This is a genomic window from Prauserella sp. PE36 (assembly GCF_003311655.1).
Classification (GTDB): domain Bacteria; phylum Actinomycetota; class Actinomycetes; order Mycobacteriales; family Pseudonocardiaceae; genus Prauserella_A; species Prauserella_A endophytica.
Genome location: NZ_QEQT01000071.1, coordinates 66,284 through 85,999 on the forward strand (window position 1 = coordinate 66,284; position 19,716 = coordinate 85,999).

At 72.6% G+C, this 19,716-nt stretch carries 20 protein-coding genes; 13 read left to right on the forward strand and 7 right to left on the reverse strand.

Annotation, left to right across the window (positions count from 1 at the left end; genetic code table 11):
- Positions 1-62 precede the first annotated feature (62 nt).
- On the reverse strand, positions 63-1,013 hold the full coding sequence (locus DI005_RS19220; protein ID WP_113643004.1) for a 2-hydroxyacid dehydrogenase: 951 nt from the start codon (positions 1,011-1,013) through the stop codon (positions 63-65).
- Positions 1,010-2,029, reverse strand: coding sequence for an alpha/beta fold hydrolase (locus tag DI005_RS19225; RefSeq protein WP_112274241.1), 1,020 nt, complete (start codon positions 2,027-2,029; stop codon positions 1,010-1,012). The genes DI005_RS19220 and DI005_RS19225 overlap by 4 nt, the downstream gene beginning before the upstream one ends.
- Positions 2,030-2,126: 97 nt before the next feature.
- Between DI005_RS19225 and DI005_RS19230 the strand changes: the two genes are divergently transcribed.
- Positions 2,127-3,563, forward strand: a complete 1,437-nt coding sequence (locus DI005_RS19230; RefSeq protein WP_233520203.1) for an NAD-dependent succinate-semialdehyde dehydrogenase — start codon at positions 2,127-2,129, stop codon at positions 3,561-3,563.
- Positions 3,564-3,759: 196 nt separating this feature from the next.
- Here DI005_RS19230 and DI005_RS19235 read toward each other — a convergent pair whose 3' ends face one another.
- On the reverse strand, positions 3,760-4,962 hold the full coding sequence (locus DI005_RS19235; RefSeq protein ID WP_113643005.1) for an ROK family protein: 1,203 nt from the start codon (positions 4,960-4,962) through the stop codon (positions 3,760-3,762).
- Between the two features lie 82 nt (positions 4,963-5,044).
- On the opposite strand from DI005_RS19235, the gene DI005_RS19240 reads away from it, so the two are divergent.
- From DI005_RS19240 to DI005_RS19285, 10 genes are all read left to right on the forward strand, one after another.
- Positions 5,045-6,145, forward strand: coding sequence for an ABC transporter ATP-binding protein (locus DI005_RS19240; RefSeq protein ID WP_112274245.1), 1,101 nt, complete (start codon positions 5,045-5,047; stop codon positions 6,143-6,145).
- Between the two features lie 73 nt (positions 6,146-6,218).
- The gene (locus tag DI005_RS19245) at positions 6,219-6,899 is read left to right on the forward strand and encodes a hypothetical protein (RefSeq protein WP_112274247.1); all 681 of its coding nucleotides are present in this window, start codon (positions 6,219-6,221) and stop codon (positions 6,897-6,899) included.
- A 133-nt stretch (positions 6,900-7,032) separates the two neighbouring features.
- Complete coding sequence (locus tag DI005_RS19250) at positions 7,033-7,998, forward strand: aldo/keto reductase (RefSeq protein ID WP_113643006.1); 966 nt, start codon at positions 7,033-7,035, stop codon at positions 7,996-7,998.
- Between the two features lie 99 nt (positions 7,999-8,097).
- On the forward strand, positions 8,098-8,292 hold the full coding sequence (locus DI005_RS19255) for a hypothetical protein (RefSeq protein WP_113643007.1): 195 nt from the start codon (positions 8,098-8,100) through the stop codon (positions 8,290-8,292).
- Between the two features lie 38 nt (positions 8,293-8,330).
- Positions 8,331-9,263, forward strand: coding sequence for a MoxR family ATPase (locus DI005_RS19260; RefSeq protein WP_112274836.1), 933 nt, complete (start codon positions 8,331-8,333; stop codon positions 9,261-9,263).
- The gene (locus DI005_RS19265) at positions 9,260-10,186 is read left to right on the forward strand and encodes a DUF58 domain-containing protein (protein WP_113643008.1); all 927 of its coding nucleotides are present in this window, start codon (positions 9,260-9,262) and stop codon (positions 10,184-10,186) included. The genes DI005_RS19260 and DI005_RS19265 overlap by 4 nt, the downstream gene beginning before the upstream one ends.
- A complete protein-coding gene (locus tag DI005_RS19270) occupies positions 10,183-11,142 on the forward strand; it encodes a VWA domain-containing protein (RefSeq protein WP_113643009.1) in 960 nt (319 codons plus the stop codon). Before DI005_RS19265 ends, DI005_RS19270 begins: the two co-directional genes overlap by 4 nt.
- A 10-nt stretch (positions 11,143-11,152) precedes the next feature.
- Positions 11,153-12,022, forward strand: coding sequence for a S1C family serine protease (locus DI005_RS19275; RefSeq protein ID WP_113643010.1), 870 nt, complete (start codon positions 11,153-11,155; stop codon positions 12,020-12,022).
- A 6-nt stretch (positions 12,023-12,028) separates the two neighbouring features.
- On the forward strand, positions 12,029-12,718 hold the full coding sequence (locus DI005_RS19280) for a response regulator transcription factor (RefSeq protein WP_112274259.1): 690 nt from the start codon (positions 12,029-12,031) through the stop codon (positions 12,716-12,718).
- A complete protein-coding gene (locus DI005_RS19285; protein ID WP_113643011.1) occupies positions 12,718-13,947 on the forward strand; it encodes a cell wall metabolism sensor histidine kinase WalK in 1,230 nt (409 codons plus the stop codon). Before DI005_RS19280 ends, DI005_RS19285 begins: the two co-directional genes overlap by 1 nt.
- Positions 13,948-14,091: 144 nt before the next feature.
- On the opposite strand, the gene DI005_RS19290 is transcribed toward DI005_RS19285, so the two are convergent.
- Positions 14,092-14,682, reverse strand: coding sequence for a TetR/AcrR family transcriptional regulator (locus DI005_RS19290; protein WP_112274263.1), 591 nt, complete (start codon positions 14,680-14,682; stop codon positions 14,092-14,094).
- A gap of 203 nt (positions 14,683-14,885) precedes the next feature.
- On the opposite strand from DI005_RS19290, the gene DI005_RS39720 reads away from it, so the two are divergent.
- Complete coding sequence (locus tag DI005_RS39720) at positions 14,886-15,101, forward strand: hypothetical protein (RefSeq protein ID WP_112274265.1); 216 nt, start codon at positions 14,886-14,888, stop codon at positions 15,099-15,101.
- A gap of 623 nt (positions 15,102-15,724) precedes the next feature.
- Entirely contained in the window at positions 15,725-16,000 is a 276-nt protein-coding gene (locus DI005_RS19305) for a hypothetical protein (protein WP_113643012.1), read from the forward strand.
- 80 nt (positions 16,001-16,080) lie between these two features.
- Here the strand turns inward: DI005_RS19305 and DI005_RS19310 are convergent, their stop codons facing one another.
- From DI005_RS19310 to DI005_RS19320, 3 genes are read right to left on the reverse strand one after another with little or no spacing between them, the layout of a single operon-like run.
- Positions 16,081-16,542: an NUDIX domain-containing protein gene (locus DI005_RS19310; RefSeq protein WP_113643032.1), complete on the reverse strand. Its 462-nt coding sequence runs from the start codon at positions 16,540-16,542 to the stop codon at positions 16,081-16,083.
- Positions 16,543-16,565: 23 nt separating this feature from the next.
- A complete protein-coding gene (locus tag DI005_RS19315) occupies positions 16,566-18,770 on the reverse strand; it encodes an ATP-dependent RecD-like DNA helicase (RefSeq protein WP_233520204.1) in 2,205 nt (734 codons plus the stop codon).
- A gap of 12 nt (positions 18,771-18,782) precedes the next feature.
- Positions 18,783-19,682 carry a LysR substrate-binding domain-containing protein gene (locus DI005_RS19320; protein ID WP_113643013.1) on the reverse strand — a complete coding sequence of 300 codons (900 nt, stop codon included), beginning with the start codon at positions 19,680-19,682 and terminating at the stop codon, positions 18,783-18,785.
- Between the last annotated feature and the right edge of the window lie 34 nt (positions 19,683-19,716).

Sequence of the window (19,716 nt, forward strand, 5' to 3'; positions counted from 1 at the left end):
CATTCATATAATGGTTTAGGAAACCATTGTGTGAACTAGTGAACCATGCTGTGGTGTACTGGTCAACACATCGACACCGCGTCTTCGCAGGGCACGGCGCCACTGTCCAGAAAGGACGCGACATTGCCGACCGCGCGGCGGAGCATCGGTACCACGTTGTCGGCGATCGCGCCTGCCTGGTGGGGAGTGACGACGACACGCGGAGCGCTCAACAGCGGCGAATCCGGCGCGGGCGGCTCGGGTTCGAACGTGTCGACACCCGCGCCGGCGAGCCTGCCCCGGTGAAGGGCATCCGCGAGGGCGCGCTCGTCGACCACACCACCACGCGCGGTGTTGACGAGTACCGCACCGGATTTCATCCGCGCGATCCGCGGACCGTCGAGCAGGTGCCGCGTGTCGGGTTTGAGCGGCACGTGCAGGGACACGACATCGCTCGTGGCAAGAAGCTCGTCGAGATGGCAGTACCGCGTCCGCAGCTCCGCCTCCACCTCGGCCCCCGGGCGACGGGGGTCGTAGTAGCACACGGTCGTGCCGAAACCGGCAAGCCTGCGCGCCACCTCCCGCCCGATCGCGCCGAAACCGACGAGACCGACCTGCTTGCCCGCGAGCCCACGGGTGACGGCGCGCGCCCGCTCCTTGCGCCACTGCCCCGCCCTGGTCGCGCCGTCGAACTCGATCAGCCCGCGCAAGGTGGCGAGCATCAGCAGCACGGCATGCTCGGCGACGGCTCCGGCGTTTCCCCCGGCGAGCCGCGCCACCGCGACGCCGTGCCGCTCCGCCGCCGCGACGTCGATGTTGTCCACGCCCGCACCCAGCTTCTGGATGAGCCGTAGCCGGGGCGCGGCCGCGATGTCACCTGCCCGGATGGGCGTCCAGCCGGCGAACCAGACGTCCGCGACCGAGCGGTCCGCCTGGTCCGGGAACGTCACCCGCCACCCACGGGGCATCGCGGTGGTGATGACGGCGCGCACCTCGGTGTCGTAGGTGTCGAGAAACGCGACGTGGGGCTTCATGGCGCGGCCAGCAGGGTCAGGACGGCGGCGACGAACGCGGCGCGGCCGCGCTCAGGGCGCTCCAGGTGCACGAAATGGGTGCCCTGGGGCAGCTCGAGGACCTCGACCGACCGTGCGTTGCGCAGGTCGCGTACCAGGGCCGCGAGATCCTCCGGCCGGGAGAGGAAGTCGTGCGCGGCCCGGCTCGCCAGCACGTGGCACCGCAGCTCGGAGGCGTTCCACAGCGAGCCGCCCGTGGCGAGCAGGAAGGCGTCCGCGAGCGGCCCGGCCGGGGACCGGCTGCTCGGCGGGCGCCGGGTGTGGCTCGTCGGATCGCCCGCCAGCGCCGCACTGACGTAGGCCTCGGCGATCGCCGGATCACGCCAGCCATCCGGATCGGCCGCGGGAATGGTCCGGTCCCAGCCGCCGAGCAGATCGGCGCCGGTGCTGAGCCGGTAGCCGCCGACCGCCGCCGCCGCGAACCGGCCGGGCCGGCCGGGATCGGCGAGGCGGGAACCGCGGCCCATCGTGGGATGCCCGTCCGTGCCTCCGTACAGCGTGTTGTGGAGTACCAGATGTGACACCAGTGCGGGGTGCTGGACCGCCACGAGTCCGGCCCACACGCTGCCCGTAGCCCAGCCGAGCAGTGCCACCGGCGTTCCATGCCGCGCGGCGACCTCCCCCGCGACCGCGGCGATGTCGGTGGCGGCCTCGGACGCTCGCACCAGCGGTGGCGAATCGCCGGGCGGCCCCGTCATCGCCGCCGGGCGGGTCGACGCGCCGAACCCGCGCACGTCCAGCACGTAGACGGCATGGCCGGCACCGGCCAGGTCCTCGGCGAGCGATCCGCCCGGCACCGGCAGGTCGAACGCCGCGATCCCATCCGCCCGTGCGCCGTGCACGAGCACCACCGGCCTGCCGGTCACGATGTCGGGGAGCACCGCGCGGACGCGCACGGTGATCCCCGGTTCCGACACCACCCGCAGTTCCGCTCGCCCCAGGCGGCCGCTCGCCGCCGCGGTTGGCTCTTGTGCCATGTCGACTCCTCTCGGTGGAGGATGACAAGCATTGACTCTTCATAATCTGACGTCAATAGTCATATAGTGACTCGAGTGAACTGAAGGAGGAGTTGCGGTGGCGGCGAGGATGCTGATCGCGGGCGAATGGGTGGAGGCGGCAAGCGGTAAGACGTACACCCGAGCCAATCCCGCCACCGGGGAACCGGTGGGCGAGGTGCCGCTGGGTGACGAGCGCGACGCGGAACACGCTGTGGCCGCGGCCGCCGCCGCGTTCCCCGGCTGGCGCGCTACACCGGTGACCGAACGCGCCGCCGCGCTGCGCCGGACGGGCGGCGTGCTGCGGGCACGCGTCGCCGACATCGCTCGCCTGATCACCTCGGAGCAGGGGAAACCGATCGGCGCCGCACGGGCCGAGGTGCTTGCCGCCGCCGAACTTCTCGACTGGTACGCCGAAGAGGCCAGGCGCGTCTACGGCGAGTGGATCCCCGACCCACTGCCCGACCGCCGCCTGCTCACCGTGCGCCAGCCCATCGGCGTCGCCGCCGCGATCACGCCGTGGAACGTGCCGGTGTCCATGGTGGCTCGCAAGGCGGGCGCCGCACTCGCCGCGGCCTGCGCGGTGGTGGTCAAGCCTGCCGAGCAGACCCCGCTGAGCGCGCTCGCGGTCGCCGAGGCCTTCACCGAGGCCGGGCTACCACCTGGCGCCGTCAACGTCGTCACCGGCGACCCCGCGTCGATCGGCGGTGTGCTGCTCGGCGACGACCGCGTCCGCGCGGTGAGCTTCACGGGATCCACGGCCACGGGCATGCTGCTGATGCGCCAGGCCGCGGGGACGGTGAAGAAACTGTCGCTCGAACTCGGCGGCAACGCGCCGTTCGTCATCTTCGACGACGCCGACCTCGACCTAGCGGTCGCGGCGCTCGCGGCCGTGAAGTTCCGCAACGCCGGGCAGACCTGCGTGTCACCGAACCGCGTTTTCGTGCACGAATCCGTCGCTGAGGCCGTCACGGCGCGGTTGACGCGGTCGGTCCGCTCGCTCCACGTCGGCAACGGCCTCGCGCCGGAAGCGCAAGTCGGCCCACTCGTCGACCACGCGGCGCTCGCGAAGGTCGAACGGCACGTCGCCGACGCGCTGGATCGCGGCGCGCGGCTCGAGACAGGCGGACGGCGGCTCACCGGCGGAGAGTACGACGGCGGCGCCTTCTACGAACCCACGGTGTTGTCCCATGTGGATTCTTCCATGCTCATCGCCACCGAGGAGACCTTCGGCCCCGTGGCGGGTCTGCTGACCTTCTCCGGTGAGGACGAGGTCGTAGCGGCGGCCAACGCGACGCCCTACGGCTTGGCGTCCTATGTGTACACACGTGATCTGGGCCGCGCGTTCCGGGTCGCGGAGGGGATCGAGGCGGGAATGGTCGGCGTCAACGACACCAGGCTCTCCGCACCAGAGGCGCCCTTCGGCGGGGTGAAGCACAGCGGGCTGGGCCGGGAGGGCGGCAGGCAGGGCCTCGACGAGTTCCTCGAGACGAAACTCATCACCATCGGTATCTGACGGGCAAGGTTGAACGTGACATTGCTGGCCGATTCCCGCTCACTCCCCCGAGACGCCCCCATCCTGGCAGCCCGCCGACCGCAGTGAAGGCCACCTTCACTGCGTGGAATCAGACTCAGCGGCGCGCAGCGCCTCCGACTGGGTGGTGGAGGGAGACGGGCCAGCGCAGGCATGGTGGCCTTCACTGCGGTCCGGGCTACTCGGCGAACCAGGCGGCGGGGTTCTCGATGAGGGCATCGGTGACCGTGGTGGCGGCGGCCCTGGCCACCACGTCGGGGGGAAGGCGGGAGGCACGCACGCGGGTCGCGCTGCCGGGACAGCGGGCGCGCAGCGCCGCCTCCACCGCGCCGAGGAAGTCCTCGCCCAGCGCCGGGAAGTGCCCGCCCAGCACCACAACCTCCGGGTCGAGCGCGGGCACCAGCCCGCCGAGGACCTCACCGAGCGCGGCGGCCGCCCGACGGGTCGCCGACAGCGCCCTCGGCTCGCCGGAGCGGACCAGCCTCGCGAGCCCGCTCTCCCCACCCGCCAGCCGCGACCTCGCCGGGCCGTCCAGCCCGGCGGCCCGTAGCAGCGCGCTCTGCCCCGCCACCGTGTCGAGGCAGCCGCGCCCGCCGCACACACACGGCTCCTCCGCCCCGCCGACGCGCACGTGGCCCAGCTCGCCCGCGGCTCCGCGAGCCCCCGCGTGCACCTCGCCGCCGACGAGGACGCCCGCGCCGAGGCCGTCCTCCCCGCCCACGTAGACCAGCACGTCGCCGTCCTCGCCGTCGAACCAGCGCTCGGCGCGGGCCGCGAGCTGGTGGCTGCCCGCGACCGTCACCGGGATGCCGCCTGCGCCCAGGGCCGTGAGCCGGTCGCCGAGCAGCCACGGCAGGTTCGTCTCCGTCCAGCCCAGGCTTTCGGCGCGGACCACCGTCGCGTCCCTGATGCGCCCCGGCAGGCCCACCGCGACCCCGGCGACGACGTTGTCGGTGCTGTTGGCGGTGTTCAGCAGCCGCCGCAGCACCGGCTCGGCAGCCTTGACCGCGCGGAGCGGGTCGCCGCGCAGGTCGTCGGCGCGGCGCAGCGCGCGGTCGCGGACGCGGCCGGTGAGGTCGAGCAGGCAGCCCGCGACGTGGTCGGCTTCGATCTGCAGGCCGATCCCGGCCGGCCCCAGCGAGTTGAGCACGAGCAGGTTGGCGGGGCGGCCCGGGCCGCCGGAGCGGCCGGTGCCGATCTCGCGCAGCAACCCTCCGTCGAGCAGCTCGCCCGTCAGCTGGGTGACCGTGGACTTCGTCAGCCCGCTCTCCTGTGCCAGCCGCGCCCTCGACACCGGGCCGAGGCGCGCCGCCAGCCGGGTGACCAGCGCGAGGTTGTGCCGGTGCTGCTGGACCGGGCGTACCGGCGCGTCGCGCTCCAACTGCGGCTCCTTGGATAATTAGTTCGTCTACTAGACTATCGAACTCTAGCGGTCGCGAACCACGATCGGCTAGACAGTGCGCATGGCTGATGTGTCCTTCCGCGAAGCGTCCCGCATCTTCTCCGGCAACCCCCCGGTCCGGGCCGTCGACAGGTTGTCCCTCGACATCGCCGACGGCGAGTTCCTGGTGCTCGTCGGCCCGTCGGGCTCGGGCAAGTCCACCGCGCTGCGCATGCTGGCGGGGCTGGAGGACGTCGACGAGGGCGCCATCACCATCGGCGGCCGCGACGTCACCGAGGTGTCGCCGAAGAACCGCGACATCGCGATGGTGTTCCAGTCCTACGCGCTGTACCCGCACATGACCGTCGCGGAGAACATGGGCTTCGCGCTGAAGATCAAGCGCATCAGCAAGGCCGAGATCGCCGAGCGCGTCAAGGAGGCGGCGCGCCTGCTCGACCTCACCGACTACCTCGACCGCAAGCCGAAGGCGCTCTCCGGCGGCCAGCGGCAGCGCGTGGCGATGGGCCGCGCGATCGTCCGCGAGCCCGCCGTGTTCCTCATGGACGAGCCACTGTCCAATCTGGACGCCAAGCTGCGCGTTGAGACGCGCGCCAACATCACCGCGCTGCAGAGCAGGCTGGGCACCACCACGGTGTACGTGACCCACGACCAGATCGAGGCCATGACCATGGGCCACCGGGTCGCGGTGCTGAAGAACGGCGTGCTGCAGCAGTGCGACACGCCCCGCGCGCTGTACGACCGGCCCGGCAACGTGTTCGTCGCCGGTTTCATCGGCTCCCCCGCGATGAACCTGACCACCGTGCCGCTCACCGCGGAGGGCGCGAAGCTCGACGGCCTGACCGTGCCGATCGCGCGCGACCTGCTGAGCGGCCGGGAGGCGAGCGAACTGAGCGAGGTGACCGTCGGCATCCGGCCGGAAGGCCTGCGCCCCGCGGACGCCGGTGAGCCCGCGCTGGAGCTGAAGGTGGAGCTGGTCGAGGTGCTCGGCTCGGACGCCTACGTCTACGGCCAGGTCGCCGTCGGCGGGACGCACGAGCGCTTCATCGTCCGCACGGAGACCCAGAACACGCCGTCGTTCGGCGACACCATCCGGGTCACGCTGCGCGATCCGGACGCCGCGCACACGTTCAACCCGGAGACGGGTCAGCGCCTGACCGCCTGAGCCCGGGGTTCGGCAGGCGTTCTCCTCGCGTTCGGGGGTATTGCCTGGGCGGTCGCGGTGGGACCATGGACCGATGTCCAGCCCGCGACCGCCCGCGCCCGACCCGACGGGAGCCAGGCCGGGCACGGGCGGGCAGCCGCGTGGCTCGCTCGGTCTCGTCGCCGCCGTGTTGCTCGTGCTCGCCGCGGGACTCACGGCGTTCGCGTCGTTCCAGCCGCTGTTCACCGGCCGGATCTCGTCGCCGGGCCAGGCAGGCTTCGAGCTGTCGATCACGGCGTGGGGCGTGGACACCGACGCCCCGCAGCAGGAGGGCGGGGTGCCCTCGAACGGACTGCCGCTCTCCGTCGCCGCCGGGTTACTGGCCGGGGCCGCGGTGCTGACACTGCTGGCCGTCTCGCGCCGCGCCGCCGGGCTGGTCGCCGCCATCGGCGCGGCCTTCCTCACCGGCGCGGGCTGGGTCGTGTTCATGCAGGTGCTGAGCTGGATCGACACGTTCCGCTCCACCGAGAACGGCCGGGGCCCCTTCCAGGTGGACACGAGCACGAGCATCGGACTCGGCACGTGGCTGCTGGCGGGCGCGCTCGTGCTCGCCATCGCGGGCACGGTCCTCGCCCTGCGCATACCGAAGACGCGAGCCGAGCCGGTGACACCGCGCTACGGCTTCCCCGCGCCGATGGGACCGCCACCGCCGTCCTCGCCCGACCCGGGCGTGTGGAAGCCGGCGGAGCGGCACGGACCACCGTCGGCTCAATAAAGCCGAGCCGTATAGGTCGTTATACGAGACGCTCTACTGTGGACCAGGGCTCGTCCGCGATCCGCGTCCGCCGCATGAGCACGCCAGACCAGGGCTTGCGCTGGAGCGCGCTCAAGGTCCTAGCGTCGCCGCCATGTTGAAGCGAACGCGACGGCTGTGGCAGGACGGTCCCGAGGTGGGGGCGATCGGCCTCGGTTGCATGGGCATGACGTGGGCGTACGGCGGCACGACCGACGCCGAGAGCCCGGACGAGGTGATCGGCAGGGCACTGGAGCTCGGCGTGAACTTCGTCGACACGGCCGACATGTACGGGCCGTTCACGAACGAGGAAGTGGTCGGCGCGGCGCTCAAGGGCAGGCGTGACGACGTCGTGCTCGCCACGAAGGGTGGCAACGTCGTCCGGCTCACCGAAGACGGTGCGCAGGCGATGCCGGCGCAGGACGGGCGGCCCGAACATCTGCGCCAGGCCATCGACGGCTCGCTGCGGCGGCTCGGCTTCGACCACGTCGACCTGTACTACCTGCATCGCCCCGACCCCGAGGTGCCGGTGGAGGACAGCATCGGCGCAATGGCGGAGATGGTCGCGCAGGGCAAGGTGCTCGCGCTCGGCGTCTCGGAGTTCACCGTCGAGCAACTCGACCGTGCCCAGGCGGTGCACCCGATCAGGGCCGTGCAGTCGGAACTGTCGCTGTGGACCCGCGAGCATCTCGCCACCACGCTGCCGTGGTGCGTCCGCAACGACGCCGCGTTCGTGCCGTTCTCCCCGCTGGGCCGCGGTTTCCTGACCGGCCGGTTCCGCGAAGCCGCGTTCGCGCACGACGATTTCCGCGCGAAGCTGCCGCGTTTCCAGGAGGAGAACCTCCGCGCCAACCTCGCCATCGTGGAGCGGGTCGAGGCCGTGGCCGCGCGGTACGGCGCGACGGCGGCACAGGTCGCTCTGGCCTGGACCCTCGCGCAGGGTGAGCACGTGGTGCCCATTCCGGGCACCCGCAGGCGTTCGCGGCTCGAGGAGAACGCGGCCGCGGCCGAACTGACGCTGACCGAGACCGATCTCGCGGAACTGGACGCGCTTCCTGCGCCCGAAGGCACGCGCTACTGATTCACGGGCGATTTCACACTCGCTTTGCTTACGGTGCCTTTCGCCCCGTTCTGTTCGGATGGACTCCTCGCGCAGGAAAACGCGAAAGGGGAAATCACCATGCGAATCAGGACACTCGCCGGGCTCGCGATCGCGGGAGCCTCGGCGGCGGCGATCGCGGGCGGTGTCGCGCTGGCCGACACGCCGGGCTCCGCGGAGGAGCCGACCGTGCGGATCGTGCAGGAATCGCAGCCGAACGACGGCGAGGACTGCCCGTCCGGCAGCGGGCAGTCCTCGCCGGAGCAGGAACTGTGAGCGACCAGCTCGAACAGACGCTGTTCGAGGTGAAACGGATGATCGTCGGGCAGGACCGTCTGGTGGAGCGGCTCGTCATCGCGCTGCTCGCCGACGGCCACTGCCTGCTCGAGGGCATGCCGGGCGTGGCGAAGACCCTGGCCGCGCAGACCCTCGCGAAGGCCGCGGGCGGCACGTTCTCGCGCATCCAGTTCACGCCCGACCTGGTGCCCTCGGACATCGTGGGCACGCGGATCTACCGCGCCTCGAAGGAGCGTTTCGACGTCGAGCTGGGGCCGATCATGGCCAACGTCGTGGTCGCCGACGAGATCAACCGGGCGCCTGCGCGCGTACAGTCGGCGCTGCTGGAGTCGATGGCCGACCGGCAGGTGTCCATCGGCGAAGCCAGCCATCCCGTTCCCGAGCCGTTCCTCGTGCTCGCCACCCAGAACCCGGTGGAGTCCGAGGGCGTCTACGCGCTGCCGGAGGCGCAGCGGGACCGGTTCCTGATGAAGGTGTTCGTCGACTACCCGAGCGAGCTCGACGAGCTCGGCATCCTCTACCGGATGGGCACCCGCAGGCCGGTGGCGAGGCGCGTGCTCGACCCGGAGACCGTGCTGCGGCTGCAGGAACAGGCACGCGACGTCTACGTGCACCACGCGCTCGCCGAGTACGTCGTGCGGCTGGTGATGGCCACCCGCAAGCCGGAGCAGGCGGGGCTGCCGGAGCTGGCCCCGGTGCTGGCCTTCGGGGCCAGCCCGCGGGCCACACTCGGGCTCGTCGCCGCGGCGAGGGCGCTCGCGCTGCTCCGCGGCCGCGATTACGTGCTGCCCGGCGACATCCAGGAGCTCGCCGTGGACGTGCTCGCCCATCGGCTGGTGCTGTCGTTCGACGCGCTCGCCGACGGCGTCGCCGCCGAGGACGTGGTGCGGCGGATCGTCACGACCCTTCCCGTGCCGCAGGTGGCACCGGCACAGGCGGAGGTCGCATGAGTCCCCCGGTCGGCGGGCTCGTCCCGCACCACCGCCTGCGGCGGCTGGAGCTCACCGTCACGCGGCGCCTCGACGGCCTGCTGCGCGGGCAGCACTCCGGGTTCCTGCCCGGCGCGGGCACCGAACCCGCGGGCAGCAGGGAGTACCGGCCCGGCGAGGACGAGGTCCGCCGCATCGACTGGGCGGTGACGGCACGAACGGGCACCCCGCACGTGCGCGACACCGTCGCCGAGCGCGAGCTGTCGGTGCACGTGCTCGCCGACGCCACCGCGAGCATGGACTTCGGCACCGTCGAGCTGGAGAAACGCGAGCTGGCCGTGGCCGCCGTCGGCGCGGTCGGCTTCCTCACCGCCGGTGCGGGCAACCGGCTCGGCGCCGACCTGCTCGGCCCGCACGGGGTGCGGCGGTTCCCGCCCCGTGCGGGCCGGACCCACCTGCTCGCGGTGCTGAACGCGATGCTCGCCGCGCCGAGGGCCACCGAGGGCGCGGTCGCGCTGGCGAGCGCGCTGCGGGGACTCGACCGCTCACTGCGCAGGCGCGGGCTCGTCGTCGTGGTGTCGGACTTCCTCGACGACGGCGACTGGGGTGTCCCGCTGCGCAGGCTCGGCCTGCGGCATCAGGTGCTCGCCGTGGAGGTCACCGACCCACGCGAGCTGGAGCTGCCCGACGTCGGCCTGCTGAGCGTCGTCGACCCGGAGACGGGCCGCCGCGCGGAGATCCCCACCGGCAGCAGGCGGCTGCGGGAACGCTTCGCCGAGGCCGCCGCCGCGCAGCGCCACCGCGTGCGGGACACGCTGCGCCGCGCGGGCGTGGCGCACGTGGCGCTGCGCACCGACCGCGACTGGGTGGCCGATCTCGGCAGGCATGTGCTCGCGCACCGGCGGCTCGCGCTCGCCGCCAGGGGCAGAGCGGGTGCGCCATGAGCTTCCTGTCACCGGAACGGCTCTGGCTGCTGCTCGGTGTGGCGGCCCTGCTCGTCGCCTACGTGCTGCTGCAACGCCGCCGCAGCCGCTATGCGATGCGGTTCACCAACCTGCCGCTGCTCGAACGGGTCGCTCCCGCGCGCCCCGGCTGGCGCCGCCACGTCCCCGCCGGTCTGTTCCTGGCGATGCTGGGGCTGCTCGTGGTCGGCTTCGCGCAGCCAGTGGACGAGGTGCGGGTGCCGAGGGAGCGGGCGACCGTGCTCGTGGCGGTGGACGTGTCGCTGTCCATGCGGGCCGCCGACGTCCCGCCCGACCGGCTCGCCGCGGCCCGCGACGCGGCGGCGGAGTTCGTGAACGGGCTGCCCGAGGAGTTCAACGTCGGGCTCGTCGCCTTCGCGGGCAACGCCACGGTGCTGGTGCCGCCTGTCACCGACCGCGACGCGCTCCACGCCGGGCTCGACCGGCTCGACGTCGGCGCCACCGGCACGGCGGGCACGGCCATCGGCGAGGCCATCGCGGCGTCACTGGACGCCGTGCGCGGCCTCGACGCGCAGGCCGTGACGGAGCCGCCGCCCGCCAGGATCGTGCTGCTCTCCGACGGCGCCAACACCGCGGGCCGCTCGCCCGAGGACATGGCCGCCGACGCCGGGGCCGCCGACATCCCCGTCGACACGATCTCGGTGGGCACCGAGGACGGCGAGGTGGAGATCAGCGGGCAGTGGCAGGACGTCCCGGTCGACGGCGAGACCCTGCGCATGGTCGCCGAGCAGACCGGCGGCTCCTACCACGAGGCGGCCACGGCCACCGAGCTGCGCGACGTCTACGGCGACATCGGCTCGTCGGTGGGCTACCGCACCGAGGAACGCGACGCCTCCAGCCGGTTCATCGGCTTCGGCCTGCTCGCCGCGCTCGCCACGGCCGGCACGTCGATGCTCTGGTTCTCCCGGATCCCATGAGGAGCACACAGTGACCCTGCGACCGACCGGACTCGGCCAACCGCGCGGGCCGCGGTTCCTGCCCCCGCCGGAACAACCGCCACCCCCGCCCGAGCCGCGGCGGCCGTTCGCCCCGCCGCCCCCGGCACCGGAGCGCACGAGCAGCCGATGGCCCCGGCTGTTCGGCGCGGGGCTGCTCGTGGCCGCGCTCTCGGCCGGCACGGGAGCGCTCGCCGGGCGCGCGGCGGCCCCGGACGACGGCGAGGTGACGTTCCCGCGCGCCGAACCGGCCCCCGACTCCACGGCCGGGCTGGTCGGCGTCGCCGAGCGCGTTCGCGCGGGCGTGGTCTCCATCTCGGCGCCAACCGGCGGCGGGGTGGCCGGGGGTTCGGGCTTCGTGCTCGACGACCGCGTGCACGTGCTCACCAACGACCACATCGTGTCGGGCGCGAGCTCGGTGAGCGTCATCGGCTCCGACGGCAGGCGGGTGCGCGCCGACGTGGTGGGCCGCGACCCGCGCAACGACATCGCCGTGCTGCGGATCGAACCCAGCGCGGCACTGCGGGCGCTGCCGCTCGGCCGCTCCGCCGACGTCCAGGTGGGCGAGCGGGTGCTCGCGGTGGGCTCCCCGCTCGGGCTGTCCGGAACGGTCACCTCCGGGATCGTCAGCGCCGTCGAGCGGGAGGTCCGCCTCGGCGGCACAGCCCAGACCGCCGTGCAGACCGACGCCTCGATCAACCCCGGCAACTCCGGCGGCCCGCTCGTCAACGCGCGCGGCGAGGTGATCGGCGTGAACACGGCGATCGCGACCGACGACGGCGGCGGCAGCATCGGCATCGGCTTCGCCATCCCCGTCGACCGGGCGGCCGACGTCGCCGAGCGCCTGATCGCGGGCGGGTGAGCGGCGATGCGGCTGCTGCTCGTGGAGGACGAGGAGGACCTGGCCGAGGCCGTGGTGCTCGGGTTGCAGCGCGCCGGGTACGCGGTGGACCACGCCGCGACCGTCGCGCAGGCCACCGAACGGCTCCCGGTCAACGCCTACGACCTGCTGCTGCTCGACCTCGCGCTGCCCGACGGCGACGGTTTCTCGCTGTGCCGGGCGATCCGCGACGGCGCGCTGCCCGTGGCCGGCGGCGGCGACCTGCGCGTGCTCATGCTCACCGCGCGCGGCGCGCTCGCCGACCGTGTGCGGGGTCTCGACGACGGGGCCGACGACTACGTGGTGAAGCCGTTCGCGCTCGACGAGCTGCTCGCCAGGGTGCGGGCGCTGCTGCGCAGGGAGACGCGCGGGGTCACCGCCGTGCTCAGCGTCGGCGAGCTGCGCATCGACACCGCGCGGCACCGCGCGTGGCGTGGCGAGCGCACCCTTTCCCTGTCCCCCAAGGAGTTCGCGGTGCTCGAGTACCTCATGACCCGGCCCGGTCACGTCGTGTCCACGGAGGAACTGCTGGAGCACGTGTGGGACGAGAACATCGACCCTTTCACCCACACCGTGCGAGTCACCGTCGGCACGCTGCGGCGCAAGATCGGCAACGGTGACGAGCACTCGATCATCGAGACGATCGTGGGCCGGGGGTACCGCCTGAAGGAGTCCTGATGCCGCAGTTGCCCGCCTTCCCGCGCTCGATCCGGTTCCGGTTGACGGTGCTGTACTCGACCCTGCTCTTCGTGCTCGCGGGAGCGGGGCTGCTGGCGATCTACGTCGCCGTGGAACGCAGCACCGACCCCAAGCCGATCACCGAGCGCTACGAGGCCGAACTGGTCAAGCGCAAGGCCGACGGCAGCGAGGTGCAGGTGGGCACGATGGAGGTCGCCGCCGTCGAGGAGATCGAGTCGGAGGTGAACCTGCGGACGCTCGAGGCGATGCGGAACTACTCGGCGGCCGCCGTCGGCGGGCTGTTCGTGCTGAGCCTCGGCATCGGCTGGGTGCTCTCCGGCCGTGCGCTGCGGCCCGCGCGCTCGATCGCCCACACGGCGCAGGAGATCCAGGCCAGTGACCTGTCTCGGCGGATCCGGCTGGAGGGACCGCGCGACGAGCTTCGGGAGCTTTCCGACACGATCGACTCGATGCTCGACCGGCTCGACGCCGCGTTCTCCGCGCAGCGACAGCTGATCGACGACGCGTCCCACGAGCTGCGCAGCCCGCTGGCGATCATGCGCGCGCACCTGGACGCGTCGCTGAAGACGCCGGAGGCGACCGAGGAGGAACGTGCCCGCGCGGTGCGGGCGATCGACCGCGCCGCCGAGCGCATGTCCCGCCTCGTGGAGGACCTGCTCGCGACGGCGCGGCGGGACACCGACGCGCTCGCCGACACCGACGTGGACCTTGCCGCCGTCGCCCGCGAGGCGGGTGAGGAGTTCGCCGTGCTCGCGAGCGAGCGCGGCCTGCGGCTGTCCTACGTGCTGCGCGACGGGCTCACCGTGATCGGCGACCACGACGCGCTGCGCAGGGCGGCGGGCAACCTGCTGTCCAACGCGGTGCGCCTCTCCCCCGCCGACGGCGAGATCACGGTCGGCTGCGGCCGGGCGGGCGCGTGGCTGTGGCTCGCGGTCGCCGACCACGGCCCTGGCATCGCCAGCCAGGACCAGGCGCGCGTGTTCGACCGGTTCTGGCGCGGCGAGCAGGACCGGCCCGGCGGGCGGCGGGATCGGCACACCGGCCTCGGTCTGGCGATCGTGCGCCAGATCGTGGAGTCGCACGGCGGCCGGGTCGCCGTGTTCTCCGGGCGCGGCGCGGGAAGCACGTTCGTGCTGTGGTTCCCCGCCCACGGCGCCGACGGCGACGGCCAGCCGCCGAAGCAGAACCCCCTTTCGCGCCAAGGCTGACGGGCTCAGGGATGGAGGAGGAGCTTCACGTGCCGATCGGGGCGCTGACGGCATCAGTTCCCCGGTTTTTACAACGCTTGTTTCACCTAACCAAGCGAACGTAACGCCCTGCGCGGCCTGGGGACAAGGGTGACAAGGCCCGGGTCACCATCCCGCGACGAGAGTGCCCACCAGTTCCCCGGCCAGAGCGTCCAGCGAGTCCCCTTCCGGCCGCTCGTCCGCGAAGGCGAGCAGGAACGCCTGCTGGAAACAGGCGCCGAGCAACAGAGCCGCAGCGGCGTCCGGGTCGACGGCGGCAGGGACCCGGCCGCTGTCGCGCTCCGCGCGCAGGTAGGCGGCCAGCTCCGTCAGGGGCCTGCCGGGCCCGGAGCCGGGAGCCACCTCGCGAAGCCGTTCCCGGTGCGCGGCGAGCAGTTGCCGCGAGGAGAACACCGACGCCGAGACCGGGAAGCTCTCGGCATAGAACTCGATCGCGGTCCGCGCGACGTCGACGAGATTGTCGCGCACGGCGCGCTCGCCAACCCGCTCCGGCAGGCCCGCGAGCAGCGGCACCAGCCCGGGCAGGCGCTCGATGAGCACGGTCAGGAAAATCTCGGTCTTGTCGTGGAAGTGCTTGTACAGCGCGGCTTCCGAGTAGCCTGCCGCTCGCGCGATCTCCTTGGTCGTCGCGCGGGCGTAGCCCTCGTCGCGCATGATCCGCGCCGCGGCCGCGATGATGTCCTCGCGCGTGCCCATCGGCCCTCCCCCTGGAGTGAGTGTCTGCTCACCCTAGCCGCCGCCCTGTTCTACCGCTCCGTGCTGGAACTCGATCCCGAGCGGACGACGGAGTTCGCCGCGCCGTTCGGGCTGGTGCGCAGCCGGGCGGTGACCGACGAGGCGAAGCGGGTGCGGACCGCGCCCGACGTCGCACGCCAGCGCCGGGGCAGTGGGCCAAGCGCGTGCCGTCACCGCAGCACGGGGCTTTCCGCAGCGACGACGCGATCGCGAGCGCCGCCGAGGTCCGGGACGGGCGCGTGTTCTTCGAGGTCGTCCAGCGCCTGCGCGGCTACGCGGGTTACGGCGCGGTCAACGCGCCGGTGCGGATGGCCGCCCACCGGAGGCTCCGCGCCCGGAAACAGGGAAATAGTGGTGCGGGCAGCCAACACCCCATTTAGCCGGCTGCCCGCACCTCCACTTGGGGCCGTGCGGATACCAGGAAACGACACCGTCACCTGGCTGCACGCCCCCGGTACCAGCCGGCGATTTCCCCGCCACCGGTCGGTACCTGCCGCGGACGGACCCCTTTTGATCCACCCATTTCACCGCGGCCCTAACGGGCGAACGCATACAGCTTGACCCCGGGCGGCGTGGCACGGCAGGGCCGAAAGCCCTCAATTCGCGTCCCCTGCGACCGGCGCCGGGCGCCGAGGGCGGAGTAGCACGCCGGGCACACCAGCAACCGGTGCAGCACCCCGACGAGCGTGGCCTCGCACGAGGTGTGACAGCGCGCACATTCGAACTCGATCGCCGAGGCGAGGCTGTGCAAACCGATCTCCCTGCACACCGGGTACGACGCGAGGACGCGGACGGATCGCCCACCGCCCAACAGGATTCGCCGGCGACGGCGCCCCGTCACACACACGCGGCTCGGGGTCTCCGTCTTCTCCGGCATCGTCGTCATGATCGGATGCGTACCCGCGAGGCCCGGGAGAAAACACCCACCCGAGCGGTTTGCCGCCTCACCCGGCCGGGTACTCGTCCGCCGCAGTGTGTCCGCCCACCGTGAGGGAGCCGTACCATGGAAGCCAACCTGCCGATCTTGGACAGGGACGCGTACCTCGGCTACCAGGCGACGGAGCTGCTCACCACCACCCGCAGGCGCGACTCCCACCACGCCGTCCAGGTGATCCGGCACGTCTTCGCCGAGGCGGGCACGGCGGCGGGGATGTGGCTGGCGAACTGGTATTTCGACACGGTGACCCGCATGAGCGACGACCCGGCCATGCACGCCATCGTCGACGACTGCATCCGCGAGCTGGAGCAGACCTACGGCCGCCCGCGCTACGAACCCTGACCCAGGAGCCGCCCTGCAGTGAAGGCCACCTTCACTGCGTTGAACGCAGGCATGGTGGCCTTCACTGCAGGGGCCCAACGCTAGAACAGGTTCGCCAGGCGGTCGAGGAACACGCGCTGGCCCTTGACGAGCTTCTCCCCCGCCTCCGCGAGCGGGAACCACGCGACACGGTCCAGCTCGGGGAACTCCCTCATCCGGCCCGAGCGCGGCGGCCATTCCAGCTCGAACGTGCCCGGCACGACGGCCGACGGGTCGACATCGCCCTCCAGCGCCCACACGGTGACCACCTTGCCGCCCGACTGCCGGATCTCTCCGAGCGGCGCGAGCTCACCGTCGGGCGCGGGCAGCCCCAGCTCCTCGAGGAACTCCCGGCGCGCCGCGGCGACCGGCTCCTCGTCGTCGGCGTACTCGCCCTTCGGCACGGTCCACGCACCGGCGTCCTTGCGCGCCCAGAACGGCCCGCCCATGTGCCCGAGCAGCACCTCGGGATCGCCGCCAGTGCGGCGGTAGAGCAGGATTCCCGCACTGCGCTTGGCTGCCACGGCCGCCATTCTGCCTGGGCGCGTCAGGCACACAGGCGATGGGCCAGCGCGGTGTGCCTGCGCCCGGCGCCGACCGTGCGCACGGCCTGCCCGATGGCCCGCTTCGACCCGATCAGCACCACCAGCTTCTTCGCCCTGGTGACGGCCGTGTAGAGCAGGTTGCGCTGCAGCATCATCCACGCGCTCGTGGTCACGGGCACCACGACGCACGGGTACTCGCTGCCCTGCGAGCGGTGGATGCTGACGGCGTAGGCGTGGGCCAGCTCGTCCAGCTCGGCGAACTCGTAGTCGACGTCCTCGCCGTCGTCGGTGCGCACGGTGAGCTTCTGCTCGTCGGAGTCCAGCGCGATCACCACGCCCTGCGTGCCGTTGAACACGCCGTTCGCGCCCTTGTCGTAGTTGTTGCGCAGCTGCGTGACCTTGTCGCCGGGCCGGAAGACGCGGCCCCCGAAGCGGCGTTCCGGCAGGCCCGGCCGCGCGGGGGTGAGCGCCTCCTGCAGCCCGGCGTTGAGGGCGCCGGCGCCTGCCGGGCCCCGGTGCATGGGCGCGAGCACCTGCACGTCGCGGCGCGCATCCAGGCCGAACTTCGCGGGGATCCGCCGCGCGACGACGTCGACGGTGAGCCGCGCGGCCTCCTCCGGGTCGTCGACGTTGAAGTGGAAGAAGTCGGGCAGGCCATGGGTGAGCGGGTAGTCGCCGGCGTTGATGCGGTGGGCGTTGGTCACCACGCCGGACTTGCTCGCCTGCCGGAAGATCCGCGTGAGCCGCACGTGCGGCACGGGGGTGCCCTCGGCGAGCAGGTCGCGCAGCACCTCGCCGGCGCCCACCGAGGGCAGCTGGTCGACGTCGCCGACGAGCAGCAGGTGGGTGCCGGGTGCGATGGCCTTGGCGAGCTTGTTGGCCAGCAGCAGGTCGAGCATCGACGCCTCGTCCACCACGACGAGGTCGGCCTCCAGCGGCCGGTCCCGGTCGTAGGCCGCGTCGCCGCCAGGTTTCAGTTCCAGCAGCCGGTGCACGGTCGCGGCCTCGTGCCCGGTGAGCTCGGTGAGCCGCTTAGCCGCGCGCCCGGTGGGCGCAGCCAGCACGACCTTGGCCTGCTTCGCGGCCGCCAGCGCGACGATCGAGCGCACCGTGAAGCTCTTGCCGCAGCCGGGCCCGCCGGTGAGCACCGCGACCTTCTCGGTCAGCGCGAGCCGCACGGCGGCCTCCTGCTCGGGTGCCAGCTCGGCGCCGGTGGCGCGGTGCAGCCACGCCAGCGCCTTGCTCCAGTCCACGTCCGCGAACGCGGGCAGCCGGTCGGCGGAGGTGCGCAGCAGCCGCAGCAGCTGGGCCGAGAGCGCCACCTCGGCCCGGTGGAACGGAAGCAGGTAGATCGCCGCCTCGGTGCCGCCGTCGTCGCCGGGCAGCTCCTCGCGGACCACGCCCTCCTCGGCCACGAGCTCGGCGAGGCAGTCGATGACGAGTCCGGCGTCCACGGAGAGGATCTTGATCGTCTCGGCGATCAGCTGCTGGTCGGGCAGGTAGCAATGGCCGGAGCCGGTGGCCTCGGACAGGGTGAACTGCAGCCCCGCCTTGATCCGTTGTGGACTGTCGTGCGGAATGCCGACGGCCTTGGCGATGGTGTCGGCGGTCTTGAAGCCGATGCCCCACACGTCGGAGGCGAGACGGTAGGGCTCGGTGCGCACCACGTCGATCGCGGTGTCGGCGTACTGCTTGTAGATCCGCACGGCCAGCGACGTGGACACCCCGATGCCCTGCAGGAAGACCATCACTTCCTTGATGGCCTTCTGCTCCTCCCACGCGCGGGCGATCAGCCCGGTGCGCTTGGGGCCGAGGCCGGGCACCTCGATCAGTCGTTCCGGCTCCCGCTCGATCACGTCCAGCGCGTCGACGCCGAAGTGCCCGACGATCTTGTCGGCGAGCTTGGGGCCGATGCCCTTGACCAGCCCGGACCCGAGGTAGCGCCGGATGCCCTGGACGGTGGCGGGCAGTACCGTGCGGTAGTCCTCGACGTGGAACTGCTTGCCGTACTGTGGATGCGAGGCCCAGCGACCGCGCATCCGCAGCGCCTCACCGGGTTGCGCGCCCAGCAGCGAGCCGACGACGGTGACCAGGTCGCCGCCCCGGCCTGGGTCGACGCGCGCGACCGTGTAGCCGGTCTCCTCGTTGGCGAAGGTGATGCGCTCCAGCGTCGCCTCGAGCGTCGACCAACGGATCTCCCCTGCCACGCGTCCGTCCTATCACGACGGGGCGACGGCGAACGCGGCGAGCGAGCTCCGCGCATGGTCGAGGAACGCCCGCGCCGCGGGTCCGCTGGGCCCGGCCGCACGCCAGGCCAGCGCTACCGTCCCGCGCAGCCGGGGCCGCACGATCGGCACTCCGCACAGGTCTGCGCGGTCACGGGCGGTGGACTCGGGCACGATCGCCACGCCGAGTCCCCGGCTCGCCAGGTCGGCCAGCACGCCGGGATCGCCCGCCTCGAACGCGATCCGCGGTGTGATGCCCTCGGCCGTGCACGCGTGGTCGAGGATCGCGCGCATTCCGCCGCCGGGCGGGAGGCTGATCAGATGGCGCTCCGCGAGCGCCCGCAGGGGCACCGTGTCGCGCCCGGCCAGCGGGTCGCCGCACCGGACGGCCGCGACCAGGTGCTCGTCGAGCACCGTCTGGGTGGCGATGCCCTCGGGGGCGCCGCCGCCGAACGCGACGAGCGCCGCGTCGAGCCGCCCCTCGCGCACGCCGTCGAGGAGCGTGCCCGCGTCCGACTCGGTGAGTGACACCTCCACGCCGGGGTGCCGTTCGTGGAAGCCGGCCAGCAGGTCCGCGACGCCGAGCGGCGCGCACGAGGGCAGCATGCCCATCGCGACGCTGCCGCGCAGCAGCCCGGTCAGCTCGTCCACGGCGCACCGCGCGCCCTCGACGGCGGTGAGCGCGGCCCGCGCGTACGGCAGCACGGCCGAGCCGGCCTGCGTGAGCCGCACCGAGCGGCCCGAGCGGTCCAGCAGCGGCTGTCCCAGCTCGCGTTCGAGCTGCCGGATCTGGGCGCTCACGCCCGGCTGGGCGACGTGCAGCTTCTCCGCGGCACGCGTGAAGCCGCCCTCGTCGACCACGGTGACGAAGTACCGCAGCTGTCTCAGCTCCATAACTGATCATGATAGCTACGAGCAGAATCAGCTG

What these genes read in the sequence shown, in the direction of transcription:
- DI005_RS19260 (WP_112274836.1), top strand. Translation starts at nt 8,331, where the DNA reads ATGATCGTCGGGCAGGACCGTCTGGTGGAGCGGCTCGTCATCGCGCTG.
- DI005_RS19270 (WP_113643009.1), top strand. Translation starts at nt 10,183, where the DNA reads ATGAGCTTCCTGTCACCGGAACGGCTCTGGCTGCTGCTCGGTGTGGCG.
- DI005_RS19280 (WP_112274259.1), top strand. Translation starts at nt 12,029, where the DNA reads ATGCGGCTGCTGCTCGTGGAGGACGAGGAGGACCTGGCCGAGGCCGTG.
- DI005_RS19290 (WP_112274263.1), bottom strand. Translation starts at nt 14,682, where the DNA reads ATGGGCACGCGCGAGGACATCATCGCGGCCGCGGCGCGGATCATGCGC.
- DI005_RS19320 (WP_113643013.1), bottom strand. Translation starts at nt 19,682, where the DNA reads ATGGAGCTGAGACAGCTGCGGTACTTCGTCACCGTGGTCGACGAGGGC.
- DI005_RS19265 (WP_113643008.1), top strand. Translation starts at nt 9,260, where the DNA reads ATGAGTCCCCCGGTCGGCGGGCTCGTCCCGCACCACCGCCTGCGGCGG.
- DI005_RS19245 (WP_112274247.1), top strand. Translation starts at nt 6,219, where the DNA reads ATGTCCAGCCCGCGACCGCCCGCGCCCGACCCGACGGGAGCCAGGCCG.
- DI005_RS19220 (WP_113643004.1), bottom strand. Translation starts at nt 1,013, where the DNA reads ATGAAGCCCCACGTCGCGTTTCTCGACACCTACGACACCGAGGTGCGC.
- DI005_RS19285 (WP_113643011.1), top strand. Translation starts at nt 12,718, where the DNA reads ATGCCGCAGTTGCCCGCCTTCCCGCGCTCGATCCGGTTCCGGTTGACG.
- DI005_RS19240 (WP_112274245.1), top strand. Translation starts at nt 5,045, where the DNA reads ATGGCTGATGTGTCCTTCCGCGAAGCGTCCCGCATCTTCTCCGGCAAC.
- DI005_RS19255 (WP_113643007.1), top strand. Translation starts at nt 8,098, where the DNA reads ATGCGAATCAGGACACTCGCCGGGCTCGCGATCGCGGGAGCCTCGGCG.
- DI005_RS19305 (WP_113643012.1), top strand. Translation starts at nt 15,725, where the DNA reads ATGGAAGCCAACCTGCCGATCTTGGACAGGGACGCGTACCTCGGCTAC.
- DI005_RS19225 (WP_112274241.1), bottom strand. Translation starts at nt 2,029, where the DNA reads ATGGCACAAGAGCCAACCGCGGCGGCGAGCGGCCGCCTGGGGCGAGCG.
- DI005_RS19250 (WP_113643006.1), top strand. Translation starts at nt 7,033, where the DNA reads ATGTTGAAGCGAACGCGACGGCTGTGGCAGGACGGTCCCGAGGTGGGG.